The sequence below is a fragment of the Wolinella succinogenes DSM 1740 genome (assembly GCF_000196135.1).
Taxonomy (GTDB): Bacteria; Campylobacterota; Campylobacteria; order Campylobacterales; family Helicobacteraceae; genus Wolinella; species Wolinella succinogenes.
Window position 1 is genome coordinate 1,103,112 of record NC_005090.1, and the last position, 12,934, is coordinate 1,116,045.

The window sequence follows — 12,934 nt, forward strand, 5'->3', positions numbered from 1 at the left end:
GGGGTGAAGCATGGAAAGTCAAGCTAGAGTCAAGTTCTATTGTGATGAGGCTAGATGTATTGATTGTCATGGATGTGATGTGGCTTGTAAAGAGGCCCATCACCTTCCTGTGGGAGTCAACCGAAGAAGAGTGGTGACCCTCAATGAAGGTCTTGTAGGCAAAGAGAAATCCCTCTCTATTGCCTGCATGCACTGCTCTGATGCCCCTTGTGCTCAGGTCTGCCCAGTGGACTGCTTCTATGTTCGAGCCGATGGGATTGTATTGCATGACAAAGAGAAGTGCATTGGATGCGGTTACTGCCTCTATGCCTGCCCCTTTGGTGCTCCTCAATTCCCCAAGAGTGGAATCTTTGGTTCAAGAGGACCTATGGATAAGTGCACCTTCTGTGCTGGAGGTCCTGAAGAGACTCACAGCGAGAAGGAGTATAAGCTCTATGGACAGAATCGTATCGCTGAGGGCAAAGTCCCTGTATGTGCAGCGATGTGCTCCACCAAGGCACTCCTAGCAGGAGATTCTGATAGCATCTCGCTCATCATTCGTGAGAGAGTGCTCAAGCGAGGCAGTGGAACAGCCAGTGTTCCTTACACCTGGTCACAAGCCTACAAGGATTAAGAATGAAAAAGCCTCTATTGCCCCTCCTCTCCCTTCTGGGAGCCTTGGGGGCACAAGCTTCTGAGAATCTCAAGGAGCCCTTGGATTTCAGCTACAACACCCAAATCTATGGAAAGCCCATGATTGAGGCAATCCCCACTTGGGGAAGTGGAGGGATTCTAGGTCTTGGAGAGATTGGAGGAATAGGAGGATTAGGAGAGCTCTTCACCTTCTTGCAAAGTGGTTACTTTGCTCTTATCTTCCTAGCGATCATCATCGCTATCCCTTTGGTCTTCCTAGGTCACTATATGGTGATTGGACCCAAGCGATTCTCTCATGAGGGGAAGAAGATCAAGGTCTTTAACACCTTCAACATCATGGTGCACTGGATTGCAGGGATTCCCTTTGTGCTTCTTTGCATCACAGGACTTCTGATGGTCTTTGGAGATGCCCTAGGGGGTGGAGCTTTTATTCGATTCGCTAGAGATGTGCATGGATTAGCCACGATCATCTTTGCGATCTTTGGTCCCCTCATGTTCATCATGTGGGTGAAGCACGCTCTCTTTAAGATGTATGACATCGACTGGATGCTCATTCTTGGAGGGTATCTAAGCAAGGTGAAGAGACCTATTCCTGCAGGCAAATTCAATGCGGGTCAGAAGATGTGGTTCTGGGTCTGCACGATGGGAGGATTCTTCATGGTCTATAGTGGCTATGTGATGTTCTTCCAAGAGGGCAATATTGAGACCCTAAGACTCATGGCGATCTTGCACAATGTAGTGGGGTTTGCTGTGGTGGCTCTCCTTATGACTCACATCTATATGGCAGCCTTTGCGATTGAGGGTGCATTGCACTCCATCCTAGATGGTCATATGGGTGAAGAGGAGGTAGCGATTCTTCATAGTTTCTACTATAAAGAGTTGCAGGCGGAGGGGAAAGTATGAGACACACCGATAGATTTGTTAAAAAGGTGGTGATTGAACGAATCGGCGATCAGAGAGTGCTCGCCGAGGAGGAAGATGTGGTGATCAAAGAGGAGAGAATCTCTCTCTATCTTAATGGCACCAAGCTTATGTCCATGATGTCTCTTCCTTCCGATCAAGATGCTCATGCGGTGGGCTTCTTGATGAGTGAGGGGGTGATTGAGAAGATCGAAGACTTAAAGAGTGTTCAAATCTCTTCTGATGGGAGCTCTGTCTATGTAGAGGCTCTCATCAACCATGAGAACATCACCAATCTCTTCAAAGAGAAGACACTCACTTCAGGTTGTTGTGTCGGAGTGACGGGGAATCTTGAAGGCAATGTCCTAAGAAAGTTCATCGCTACTCCCATGCAGATTTCTTTGGAGAGAATCTGGGAAGGGATGGAAGAGTTTGAGATGAGCAGCCATCTCTTTCATGAGACAGGCTGCGTTCATAAAGCCTCCCTTCTCTTAGAAGATGGAAGCAAGATCACGGCTGAGGATATTGGTCGTCATAATGCAATTGATAAGGTGATGGGTAAAGCCAGGCTAGGGAGAATAGATACAGAGAAGGCTGTGCTAGTGGTGAGCGGAAGACTCTCCATGGAGATGGTGGTTAAAGCTGTCATGCACAACATTCCCATGATTGTCTCTAGGGCAGCAGCAACCTTTCTTGGAATCAAGACAGCCCAAGAGCTAGGGGTGACTCTAGTGGGCTTTGCTAGAGGGGAGAAGATGAATATCTACACCCATTCTGGTCGAGTGGACTTGAGGGCTTGCAAGAGGAAAAGAGGGGTGACTCTTCACGCTCCAAATCAATCTAGCTCTCTTCTTCGTTAGAGAGTTCGATTAAGTTTTTATCGAAGATTCTAGGGGATTCTCCTCTAGAATCTCTACCCTTGACGACTCTCCTCGTAGAGGTAGGCAATATAGTCTAAAGGCTCAAAGTCGTAGCCTAGACTCTCTAGGGCGGCGGTGATTTGACCTCGATGGTGAGTCTGATGGTTAAAGAGATGAAAGAGGATGCTCTCTCGATCCATGGCGTGTTTTTTCCCCTCGGTGGATTGGTATTCGACCACCTTGGCTAGTTTCTCTTTGGTGGTGTTTTTGATGTAGTCGCATAGCACCTTATCCATCCGCTCGCACACCTCCGCTAGTTCCACCAGACCGATTCCCACCTCTTCATGGATATGCGCTCGCGCAAAAGGCTTGCCTTTGATGCGGCTATACCAAAGCTCTGCGACAATGGCGTTGTGATTGAGAATCCCAAAAATAGAACGAAAGTAGAGCTTCAAATCTTCATGAAGCGTCTCTTTGGGAATCTCAGCACACGCTTTGTAGAGGCGCCGATCACACCAGAGGTTGTAGTGCGCCAGCTCCAAAAGGCGATTTTGGGCTTTCATAATCTCTCTCCTTGGATGTTTGGGTAGATTTGACTCAATGGATTATACCCCTGAATGGAGAATCGTTGGTAACTTTTTGGAGTTGAGATAAGATTCTAAAACCTAATTTTTGAGGCGGGTTTTAACCACTATTTCTCCACAAGGGGCGAAAGATGAAACATCTCATAGGAATCACACTGGCGGCGGGCTTGGCTTTGATCATGACAGGATGCTCTCAAAAGGCTGAAATTCCAGCGGGACAAGATCCTGCTTTGGTGAAGAGCAAAATTGAAGAGGCGCCAGAGTGGGTGAAGAATCCAAGCACGCTCAAGCAACTCGTGGGGATTGGCTCCTCTAGAGCGACTCGCGCGGGGATCAACTTCCAGCGCCAAGAGGCACTGGCTAATGCCAGAGATGATCTAGCGCGTTCTCTTGAGGTGCGGGTGAGAAATATGTTCAAAAATTTCACTCAAGGCGTGGGCGTGGATGGCTATGGCGGAATCGATAAGGTGGCCTCCGATGTCTCTAGACAGGTGAGTGCGCAAACTCTAGCGGGCGTAGTGCAAAAGGATATGTGGATCGCCAAAGATGGAGAGATGTTTGTGATGATTGGATTTGAGCCTGAGATGCTCCAAAAAGCGCTCCGCGACAACCTCACCCAAGGCAAAATCATCTCTTCTAAACAAGAGGCCAAAGAGGCGTTTGAGGAGCTAGACAAGATGATTGATAAGATGGTCAAAGAGGAGGGGGGCTATCTGTAGGTCACTCCAGCGTCTCGCTCTCTTTAAGGGGGTGGGACTTTTTTGGCTTTTGTCGATTCGACTTTTCGCCCTTGATGAAGTGCTCAGCCTCAAGATGCTTGAGGAGGGAATCTTTGAGAGTGTGGTGAAGGTGGAGTATCGCTTTGGAGAGAGTGAGACGCTCAAAGAGGTCAAAAAGATCGCTCTAGAGCGCGCCAAGATTCTCGCGAGTGAGAGCGCTGGAGTCTATATTGAGAGCGTCTATGAAAAAGAGGTGACTCTGCAAAAAGAGGAGGAGCATAAGCGAATCTCTTACCTCATCAAAACCCTCTCTTCGGCGATTTTAGAGACCAAGGTGTTGAGTGAGAGCCAAAAGGACTTCACCTACACGCTCATTCTCCAAGCCCGAGCCAATAGCCGAGTCCTCTATGATAAAGCCAAAGAGCTCAAAGCTTTGCGCGAAAAAAACGAAGAGGTGGCGCGGCTGGTGGAGGAGCTGGAGGCACGACATGAGGAGAAAAAAGAGCTCCTCCACCAGCTCAAAGAGATCATCAATGACCTAGAGAGCGCCCAAAATAAGGGAGTCGAAGGGGTAGAGCTAGAGAAGCTTATCGCGCGAAAAAATGAGGCGCTATATCGCATCCAAGAGCAGGATAAGAGCGTGAAAGAGACGCTCAAAAAAGATGAGATTCATCAAAAGATTCTTGAGATTGAGGCCAAAGAACGCGCTGAGCAAGAGGCTTTGGAGCTCAAAAAGCGCCAAGAAGCAAAGAGATTGGCGGATAAGGAGTTGGCGGCTAAAGAGTTTAGAGAGCAGACCAAAAGAGAGCTATTCAAGGAGTTTAGAGGAGTTTATGACCGATTCTTGGAGGCGCTTCTTAATCATCTGGAGCTTCAAAAGCCCACCCCTAAAGTCCAAAAAGGCAAAATCGAGTGGAGCTATGGCTACACCCTCAAAGAGGGCGCCATTGCCAAGGAGAGAGAGGCTTTGGTGGGATTTTTTAAGCGCTACGGGTTTGATGTGCGCAGCGATAGCGAGGGAGTGGCAGTATTAGAGCATGTGGATAGCGAGATGGAGGGGCTCTTTAAAGAGGTATTGCAAGAGGAGCGGCGAAGGCTTAAGGTGCGATTCTTTATCGATAAAAATATGGAAGAGCGGCTGATTCTGGGTCTCTCTCCAAGCCTCCAAGTCGCTCCGCTTATCTGGCAAAGAGGCCTCACACTTCCCTATAAAAAACCCTCTGACATCAACTACGGTGCCAAGGTCGAGGTGGAGGGAAGACCTTGAAGAGAGTCGTTAGCTGGCTTATTCTTGGGTGTGTGGCGTGGTTTTGGAGCGGTTGTGCGACTAAAATATTGGAGGATAAGGAGAGCTCCTCGCTCCTAAAGACGGTGGCTCTTCCCTTTGCGATTGTGGAACTCTATGCCGAGGTGGTCGGGACGGCCGCGGTGGCGATCGCCTCCCCGCCTGTGGCGGCAGTGGGCGATTCGGTCAAGTCGATGGGCTCGGGGGTGAGTCTTGTTGAAGAGGAGGAGAGGGCTAGGGATAGAGGGGTGAAGGAGTTTTCTAAGGGTTTTTTCACCACGAGCTGCGTCCCCCTGCCTCTTGCTCCCAATCGCCGTTGTATCGAGCATGACGCACGCTATGAGGAGGGCAAGATTACCTATAGCGGTTCTCTTTTGAGTATTGAGGAAAAAGAGAGAATCGAGAAGAATTTTGCCTTTTATTGTGAAGCCAATAGCGGAAGGCGTGAGAATCCTAGCCAGTACACGCTGGAAGAGAAGATCCGCTACTATCGCTCTAGGGCGCTCCAAAAGCTTCCTCCTGATCCGCTTCGGCTCAAACGCCTCAGTGCCTCCTCATCCAAGGCTTGGATATGCATCAAAGAGGGGGATATTCTCTTTCGCAAAGAGGGAGAGGCCCTCTGGTATTAGCCCTCGGCCTAGGGAGATGAGGCCAAAGAGAATCAGTGCGATTCCGACTATTTTTTGAATAGGATGCAAAAAAGGCAAAAGTCTCGCTGCGGTGGAGGGGTGACCCAAAAGATAGGCGAGCCCCATATCCCAAAAGAGCAAGAGGGAGATCATCCAAACTCCATAAAAGATTCGTGTGGCGGGGGTGATCTCTGGAGGAAGAATCGTAAAGAGCACCGAGAGGTAAAAGAGTGTGTTTTTGGGGTTGAGGAGGGCTGAGAGGAGGCCTTGCCAGAAAAATCCCACCGCCAAAGAGGGGCGAGGAGTCTCTCCTTGAGTGCCAAAGCGAGGTTTTGGAGAGAGAAAGAGCACTCCTCCAAGATAGATCAAAAAGAGCGCCCCTCCTAATTCAATTAGGGGCAAAAGCCATGAAATTTGACCCAATATCCCATGTCCAAGGAAGCTGAGCGCGATATAAAAGCCATTGCCCATGGCGATCCCTAGGCAGCTCCACCATGCGCTACGGTGTCCATGAAGAAGCGCATGGCGCAAAATGAGGAAAAAATCCTATCCGGGGCTCAATAGGGCAAGAAGATAGAGAGTGGTGAGGGTGAAAAATTCCGCTCCGAGTGTCATGATGACTCCTTTTGGAGCGGAAATCTAACTCAAAGCGCGGAAAAATTATTGAACGAAATTGAGTTGATACTCTCTAGGGGTGAGCGCCACGCGCCGTTTGAAGAATCGCTGAAAGTGACTCTGGTCACTAAAGCCCCCATATTGGGCGCAAAGTGCGAGCGGGATTCCTTGGCGCAAGAGCTTTTTGAGGCGATGGAGTCTTGCATCGGTGTGATAGCGCTTGGGAGTGGTGCCGTAGGCCTTTTTGAAGCGCCGCTCCAGCGTGTAGGGATTGATCTGGAATCGCTTCGATAAAAAAGCGAGGCTCGCCTCCTCTACATCTCCCTCCAGATACTCTGCCACCTCGCTAATGAGCGCGTCTCCTCGGCTGGAGACCTCTAGAGTGTAGCGAGCAAAAAAGCGTTCGCACCATCCCCAAAATGCCTCACCTTTTAGAGAATCATACCCTTTGAGGAGGGATTGAATGAGCGAAGTGAGCCCTTGATACATCATGGGGTCAAAAATCCGAGGGGCGCGCAAGGGGAGGAGGTTTTGGCCTCCTTCGTTAAAGAGTCGCCCCTGAATCTCTAGGCAAAAATCGAGGGATAGGTGGAGGATGAAGTAGCTTCTTGTTTGCGAGGGCAAAGGATTGCAAGCGTGCGCCATCCTTGGGGGAATCACCGCCAGCATCCCTGTTTGAAGTCGAAACTCCTCTCCTTGGAGGAAAAACTGTGTCTCTCCCTCTAGCATCACCCCGATGGAGAGCATAGGGTGGGAGTGCTCTTCATAGATTCGACCGCTCTCTTTGGTGAGGCGAATCTCCAAGAAAGGCATCTCCTTGTGGAGCACCACCTGTGAAGTCGAATCGTCTCTCATGGGATGGGTAGAAAATAGGCAGGATAGGAGAATATCTCTTCCCACTGGTGGCGAAAGAGCGATTCTTTGATGGAGGGCTCTAGGAGCATTGAGGCCACATGGGTGAAGCCGCTACCGCTAAGCCAGCTAGGGTGCACTCCTGCAGAGAATCCTGCAAGGATGCGCACGCTCCCTTTAGGGCTTATGGCGCTGATGGCATCCACGGTCGAGCCGATGAGAGCCGCCCCTGTGATGACGGCGATCTTGGAGGAGGCGAGTGCCTCATACTCAAAAATATCGCTATGCACCTCATCGCTCAGGCGATTCTTCTGCCGACAAAAGACCAGAGGTTTGCGCCCCTCTTGGCGCATTTTTTTAATCACTGGCTCTAAATTCCCGACAAAGACGATCTCATCGCCCTCCTTGGTGAGCTCTAGGAGCTTTTGGGGAAGCAGGGCGCGCGCTCCCTTTTGGAGGGGAATCTTTTCGCTTCCTAGACGATAGCGGGCGATCGCATTGGCTAGGGCTAGCCCTAGCGCCCTATGGAGGGGATCAAAATCCAGCGATTGATCAAAAACCTCTTCGCAGCTTGTGGCGCACAAAGGAGTGAATTCTCCCTCGCCTTGGGGGAGGAGAGCCACACCGATGTAGTGCTGGTTGGCTTGGCGGATAAGGGCATAGACACAGGTGGTGCTGGTGCCAAAATCCTCTAAAATAAGCCCCTCGTGCTGGGCGATAAGGGAGGCTTGGTGGATGAGATTAGCATAAAGACTCATGAATACTCCTTGGGGTTAAGATAGAAAAAGAGGGCACTCTTCGACACTTCCTTCATACGATAGCTTTCCTTCATGCAAGAGACCGATTCTATCACTGATTTTGCGCGCTAGGGCTAGATGATGGGTGATAAAGAGCACGCTAAGACCTCGCTCCACTTGAAGCTCTAAGAGGGTCTTGATCACGCAGGCTTGCACGCTTGGATCAAGGGCGCTGGTGGGCTCATCGGCGATGAGGAGCTCAGGGCTATTGGCAAGCGCTCTAGCGATACAGGCACGCTGAAGTGTGCCAAGGCTCAGCTCGTGTGGATAGCGTTTAAGAAGGTGGAGGTCGGCTTTAAGCCCTGCGGCTTTGGCCAGCTCAAACGCCTGATCCTCTGCCTCCTTGGGGGGAATCTTGGCCAGCCTTAAGGGTTCTAGGAGGCTCTCTAGAATGGAGAGTCGAGGAGAGAGGGCTAGGAGGGGATTTTGATAGACCATCCCGATTCTGAGTCCCTCTTTGGGAGTGCGCCTCCCTTGGGTGGGTTTTAGAACTCCTGCGGCAATCCATGCTAGGGTGCTTTTCCCTGAACCAGAGGCTCCGACTAAGGAGTAAATTTCGCCATGTAAAAGGCGCAAGGAGAGCCCTTGGAGGGCTTGAAAGGAACCATAGTGATGGGTGATATTCTCTAGGTTTAAGAGCTCCTGCATCCCTTGATAGAAGCATCGCCAAGAGCGATTTTCTTGCTCTTGATAGGGGGGAGAAGAGGTGAAGCACTCAGGGAGGGCTTGCGTGCACCTAGGGGCGTAGAGACAGCCCGAATCAGGAAGATGGAGATGCTCTAGATGATCATGTTGATGCAAAGTGTGCAAAGTGTCGTGACGATGGAGCAGGCGATAGGGAGCTTCGCCTTTGATCTTGACAATATCTTTGTGGCGATTCTCTCTGGGGAAAACCCTCGCTAGGGCGATGGTGTAGGGATGGAGCGATTCATCAAAGAGCTTAGAGGAGGGGAGGCGCTCTAGGAGCTGCCCCATGTAGAGGATAAGCGTCTCATCGCTTAGGGTGGAGGCAAGCTCTAGATCGTGGGTGATGAGCAAGATCGCCTTTCCTTGGGCACGAAGCCTCTTTAAGGCGTGAGCGATGAAGTCACGGCTGGATTGATCGAGCGCCCCTGTGGGCTCATCTAAAATCACCACTTTGGGATCATTGGCAAGGGCTAAAGCCAAAAGCGCTCTCTGCGCCTCCCCGCCGCTCATCTCGCCTGAATAGAGTTGGAGGTGGCGCTTAGCTAGTCCCACTAGGGGGAGGAGCTCTTTGATTCTCTCTTGGGCGCCTTGAGGGGGAAGAATCTCCAAAAGAAGGGTCTCTAAAGAGAGGAGAGGATTGAGATTCTCTGCTCCACCCTGAGGCACCCAAGCGATCTCTTTGCCTAGGCGTTCTCGTCTAGCTTGGGGGGTGAGGGAGAGCCAATCTTCTCCAAGAATCTTGATCTTTCCTTGGGTTTTGGCATGGGCGGGGAGACATCCCATGAGGCTTTTGGCTAGGGTGCTTTTTCCTGAGCCTGATTCTCCTACAAGTGCGGTGATAAAGCCTCCTTGGAGAGAGAGGGAGCAATGATCAAGGGCGAGGAGCTGGTGATTCTCCTCCTCATACCAAAGAGAAAAGTCGATCATTTCAAGCAAGCTGAGCTCCTTTGAGGCGAGGATTGAGCCGCTCTTCAACTCTAAAGAGCGCTAGGGCAAAGGCGGAGATAAGGAGCCAAAGAAGCAGAATCGGAGGGAGAATCCAGTAGATAAATCCCTCCAGATAATAAAACCCCATCGCTTGGCGTATCATCATCCCTAGGCTCTTCTCCATGGGCGAGAGAAGCCCCAAGAAGGCGAGTGTGGTTTGCGCGATGATCGCCCCTTTGAAGCGTCCAAGAGCCCCTAGAAGCGCTAGAGGAAGGAGCTCAGGAAGGAGGTGGCGATAGGCGAGATAGAGACTCCCTCCTCCCATCTGAGAGGCGGCGACCACATGCAAAGAGGATCGAGTGATTCGGGCTTGGGCACGAATCACTCGCGCCCCCAAGGGAAAAGAGAGGAGGGCGAGCAAGAGGGCGAGCAGCCATGAGGAGGGCTGGAAAAAGGCGGCAATGAGGATGAGGAGCAAAAGATTGGGCAGGGCAAGGAGAAGATCCCCAACTCTTAACATAAGCCAATCAAACCACCCTCCCCAAAGGGCGCTCAAAATCCCCACCAAGAGAGCGAGAATCACCCCCAAAGAGGCGACGCTCAATCCAAAAAGAATCGCATTGCGATAGGCGTAGAGCCACTCAGAGAAGATATCCATCCCTCCATCGTTGATTCCAAAGGGGTGCTTGAGCGAGGGGGATTCAAAAGGGGTGAAAGAGAAGTCGCTTGGATCATAGGGGGCGAGATAGGGGGCGATCAATCCAAGAAGCAGAATCGCCGCCAGAGCAAAAAGAGCCGCTCTCATCGATTCGCCTTAAAGGAGGCGAGATTCTTTGGCTCAAAGCGAAAGGCAAGCAGATAAAGAGCGCTATTGGCTAGCATCACCAAGAGAGCCAAAAGAAGGATGATGGCTTGGATGAGGGCGGGATCGCGCTTGGCAATCGCACTCAACAAAAGAGAGCCAATCCCGGGATAGGAGAAGATTCCTTCAATAAGCACCACCCCAAAGAGCATCAAGGGGAGCCTCAGCGTTAAGCGTGTTAAAAGGGGCATGAGCGCATTGGGCAGGGCGTGGATATAGCGAAGGCGCGAAGGAGCGATTCCCCTAGTGGCGGCACTTTTGAGATAGGGCGCGCCCATTTGGGGCAGAAGTGCGGCGCGCGTGAGAAGAAAATAGGAGGGGAGATAGGAGAGGGTGAGCGTCAAAAAGGGCAAAAATCCATAATATCCGAGCTCCAAAAGCCGTGCTAGACCCTTTTGGGTGCTATAGGGCTCTTCGCCTCCTTGAAGAGGGAAGATTCCCCAAAAAAGAGCCAAAAAGAGCCAAAGCCCCACACCAAGCACAATTTCAGGAATCGATTCTAATGCCACTAGGGCGTGAAAAAGCCCTCTCTCTAGAGGACTTCCATGCCGAAAAATCGCCTCCACCCCCAAAAAAAGCCCCAAAACAAAGGCGAAGATTTGGGCGCTCAAAGCCAAAGCGAGCGTCCAAGGGAGTGCCTCTAAAAGCAGCGTTGAGATAGGAGAGCCATAGGCGAGCGAGCGTCCCAAATCCCCACGAAGAAGCCGAGTGACATACTCAAAAAAAGTCGGAACAGAGGAGGTGCTTTGCGCCAAAAGTGCCTCCTGCTCGCTATTTAAGACCACATGGGAGGAGGCATAGAGTGCGCTTGAGTAGTCTCCAGGGAGCCAAAGCGGCAGGGCATAGGAGAGGTAGAGCATGACCCAAAATGCCAAGAGATTCCCTGATAGAGGGGCGATGAGCCTCATATCTTAAGGGAGCAGGGCGCGTTTGTTTTGGGAGATGGGAATCCCCTTGGCGATCCCTCCGGGAGTGTAGAACCACTCCACTCCAAGCCTTGTATCAAAGGCAGTGAGTGACTTGGGGTAGTAGAGGGGGATGGCGGGGAGCTCTAGAGCGTGGAGCTGCTGAATCTCTTGGACGAGCTCTTGGCGTTTGGATGGATTCATCTCCTCAATCTGGAGTCTAAGGAGCTCATTGAGCCTAGCATTGCCCTCAAAGCGGGCGCTATTGACAGAGCCTGCGCCTTCATTGGGGGAGATCATCTCATTAAGAATCTTGGCATCGCCGCTTATTCCTCCGTGCCCTGAGACGGCTAGATCAAACTCCCAATTTTTGACCCTGAGGTCTAGCGTGGTCGATTCGAGGGCGAGGAGCTCCACGGTGATTCCGATTCTCTCTAGCATCTTTTGGATCATCTCTCCATCACGATCACTCCCCGCTTGTCCACCTGCAGTAATGGTGGAGGTGAGAAGCTGGAGTTTTAGAGGCTTGCCCTCTTTTTCCATTTTGCCCTCGCGATTGGGCTGATACCCTAAAGAGGCGAGAATCTCCTTGGCTTTTTGAGGGTTGTAGGCGTAGGCGGGGAGGTTAGGAGCGAAAAAGGCGTGATCGCTGGAGAGCAATCCTAAAGAGGCGAGATAGGCCTCGCCCTGTTGAGACTTGGCGATGAGCTCCTCTCGATCGATGGCATAGGAGAGGGCTTGACGGAAGGAACGCTCATTCAAAAGAGGTCGGCGATGGTTGATCATCAGCTTTTTAGTCCACCCCTTCTCATCTTCGATGATTTTGAGGTTGGGATTTTTTTGGATCATCTCTTGCATGGTGGGCTTGATTCCCGCTAGATGAATTTGACCTGCAAGAAGAGCATTGAGGGGTTTATCGCTTCTTACATAAAGGAGGCGTTTTGCCTTGGGTTTGCCCCCGTAATACCCTTCAAACGCTTCATAGAGATAGCTCCCCTTGACTTTATCAAAATCGACATAGCGATAGGGGCCACTCCCAATAAAGGCCTCTTTGGAGAGAAAGGTTTTAGGGTTTTCCACGCCCGCCCAGATATGTTTAGGGAGGATGGGCATCGTCCCGCCAATATCCGAGAGGAAGGGGGAGTAGGGGCGCAAGAGGTGAAAGTGAACTTCATGGGGCGATTTGACCTCCACGCGCTCAATCGCGCTCACATCCACCCAAAAGTAGGGATGGCGGCGGAAATAATCCACCGTAAAGGCCACATCCTCGGCACTCACGCTATGCCCATCGTGCCACTTCGCCTCTGGCTGAAGCAGAAAAATAAAGGTGCGATTCTTCTCATCATAGCGCCACTCCTTCGCTAATGCCCCCCTAAAGCCTGAGCGATCTTTCCAGATGAGCGTGTCAAACACCCAGCTCATGCGCACATACCCAGGCCCTCTGGGGTAGTGTTGGTAGGGATTGGGATAGCCAAAATCCCCTTGAGAATCGCCAATACGAATCTCTTCAAGGCTCGCTGCCCCTAGAAGTGCTCCGCATAAAAGTCCAAGCCAACTTGCCTTTTTGAGCCAATCCTTTGCCATCCCTAGCCTCCGCTTTATGAGTGTTAAGTTATTCGCAATAGTGATATTATAAGATGAGAAGTTTAAGGTAAAGCCTTGATGAACTTTTAGCTAGA

General features: G+C 51.1%; 14 protein-coding genes. 6 read left to right on the forward strand and 8 right to left on the reverse strand.

Annotated elements, in window-relative coordinates; all coding sequences use genetic code 11:
* Positions 1-10: 10 nt before the first annotated feature.
* Genes fdh3B through fdhD form a run of 3 tightly spaced genes read left to right on the forward strand, consistent with a single transcriptional unit; the run spans position 11 to position 2,393 of the window.
* On the forward strand, positions 11-613 hold the full coding sequence (gene fdh3B, locus WS_RS05495; protein ID WP_011138001.1) for a formate dehydrogenase FDH3 subunit beta: 603 nt from the start codon (positions 11-13) through the stop codon (positions 611-613).
* A gap of 2 nt (positions 614-615) precedes the next feature.
* Positions 616-1,536 carry a formate dehydrogenase subunit gamma gene (locus tag WS_RS05500; RefSeq protein WP_011138000.1) on the forward strand — a complete coding sequence of 307 codons (921 nt, stop codon included), beginning with the start codon at positions 616-618 and terminating at the stop codon, positions 1,534-1,536.
* Positions 1,533-2,393: a formate dehydrogenase accessory sulfurtransferase FdhD gene (fdhD, locus tag WS_RS05505; protein ID WP_011139024.1), complete on the forward strand. Its 861-nt coding sequence runs from the start codon at positions 1,533-1,535 to the stop codon at positions 2,391-2,393. Before WS_RS05500 ends, fdhD begins: the two co-directional genes overlap by 4 nt.
* Before the next feature lie 53 nt (positions 2,394-2,446).
* Here the strand turns inward: fdhD and WS_RS05510 are convergent, their stop codons facing one another.
* Entirely contained in the window at positions 2,447-2,956 is a 510-nt protein-coding gene (locus WS_RS05510) for a DinB family protein (RefSeq protein WP_011139025.1), read from the reverse strand.
* A gap of 152 nt (positions 2,957-3,108) precedes the next feature.
* Between WS_RS05510 and WS_RS05515 the strand changes: the two genes are divergently transcribed.
* Genes WS_RS05515 through WS_RS05525 form a run of 3 tightly spaced genes read left to right on the forward strand, consistent with a single transcriptional unit; the run spans position 3,109 to position 5,610 of the window.
* A complete protein-coding gene (locus tag WS_RS05515; protein ID WP_011139026.1) occupies positions 3,109-3,696 on the forward strand; it encodes an LPP20 family lipoprotein in 588 nt (195 codons plus the stop codon).
* 31 nt (positions 3,697-3,727) lie between these two features.
* Positions 3,728-4,963, forward strand: a complete 1,236-nt coding sequence (locus tag WS_RS05520; protein ID WP_011139027.1) for a hypothetical protein — start codon at positions 3,728-3,730, stop codon at positions 4,961-4,963.
* Entirely contained in the window at positions 4,960-5,610 is a 651-nt protein-coding gene (locus WS_RS05525) for a hypothetical protein (protein WP_011139028.1), read from the forward strand. The genes WS_RS05520 and WS_RS05525 overlap by 4 nt, the downstream gene beginning before the upstream one ends.
* On the opposite strand, the gene WS_RS05530 is transcribed toward WS_RS05525, so the two are convergent.
* From WS_RS05530 to WS_RS05560, 7 genes are all read right to left on the reverse strand, one after another.
* On the reverse strand, positions 5,536-6,141 hold the full coding sequence (locus WS_RS05530; protein ID WP_158305202.1) for a LysE family translocator: 606 nt from the start codon (positions 6,139-6,141) through the stop codon (positions 5,536-5,538). The two genes, WS_RS05525 and WS_RS05530, sit on opposite strands and share 75 nt — an antisense overlap.
* 129 nt (positions 6,142-6,270) lie before the next feature.
* On the reverse strand, positions 6,271-7,038 hold the full coding sequence (locus WS_RS05535) for an AraC family transcriptional regulator (RefSeq protein ID WP_011139030.1): 768 nt from the start codon (positions 7,036-7,038) through the stop codon (positions 6,271-6,273).
* 38 nt (positions 7,039-7,076) lie between these two features.
* Positions 7,077-7,835: a DUF364 domain-containing protein gene (locus tag WS_RS05540; RefSeq protein ID WP_011139031.1), complete on the reverse strand. Its 759-nt coding sequence runs from the start codon at positions 7,833-7,835 to the stop codon at positions 7,077-7,079.
* A gap of 15 nt (positions 7,836-7,850) precedes the next feature.
* Positions 7,851-9,488, reverse strand: a complete 1,638-nt coding sequence (locus WS_RS05545) for an ABC transporter ATP-binding protein (protein ID WP_041572128.1) — start codon at positions 9,486-9,488, stop codon at positions 7,851-7,853.
* Between the two features lies 1 nt (position 9,489).
* Positions 9,490-10,293 (reverse strand): ABC transporter permease, encoded by an 804-nt coding sequence (locus tag WS_RS05550; protein ID WP_011139033.1) that lies wholly within the window; start codon positions 10,291-10,293, stop codon positions 9,490-9,492.
* Complete coding sequence (locus WS_RS05555) at positions 10,290-11,225, reverse strand: ABC transporter permease (protein WP_158305203.1); 936 nt, start codon at positions 11,223-11,225, stop codon at positions 10,290-10,292. Before WS_RS05555 ends, WS_RS05550 begins: the two co-directional genes overlap by 4 nt.
* 36 nt (positions 11,226-11,261) lie before the next feature.
* Entirely contained in the window at positions 11,262-12,839 is a 1,578-nt protein-coding gene (locus tag WS_RS05560) for an ABC transporter substrate-binding protein (protein WP_011139035.1), read from the reverse strand.
* Between the last annotated feature and the right edge of the window lie 95 nt (positions 12,840-12,934).

Coding starts and splice junctions, on each gene's coding strand:
- WS_RS05510 (WP_011139025.1), bottom strand. CDS start 2,956: ATGAAAGCCCAAAATCGCCTTTTGGAGCTGGCGCACTACAACCTCTGG.
- fdhD (WP_011139024.1), top strand. CDS start 1,533: ATGAGACACACCGATAGATTTGTTAAAAAGGTGGTGATTGAACGAATC.
- WS_RS05540 (WP_011139031.1), bottom strand. CDS start 7,835: ATGAGTCTTTATGCTAATCTCATCCACCAAGCCTCCCTTATCGCCCAG.
- WS_RS05545 (WP_041572128.1), bottom strand. CDS start 9,488: ATGATCGACTTTTCTCTTTGGTATGAGGAGGAGAATCACCAGCTCCTC.
- WS_RS05560 (WP_011139035.1), bottom strand. CDS start 12,839: ATGGCAAAGGATTGGCTCAAAAAGGCAAGTTGGCTTGGACTTTTATGC.
- WS_RS05515 (WP_011139026.1), top strand. CDS start 3,109: ATGAAACATCTCATAGGAATCACACTGGCGGCGGGCTTGGCTTTGATC.
- WS_RS05535 (WP_011139030.1), bottom strand. CDS start 7,038: ATGCCTTTCTTGGAGATTCGCCTCACCAAAGAGAGCGGTCGAATCTAT.
- WS_RS05550 (WP_011139033.1), bottom strand. CDS start 10,293: ATGAGAGCGGCTCTTTTTGCTCTGGCGGCGATTCTGCTTCTTGGATTG.
- fdh3B (WP_011138001.1), top strand. CDS start 11: ATGGAAAGTCAAGCTAGAGTCAAGTTCTATTGTGATGAGGCTAGATGT.
- WS_RS05500 (WP_011138000.1), top strand. CDS start 616: ATGAAAAAGCCTCTATTGCCCCTCCTCTCCCTTCTGGGAGCCTTGGGG.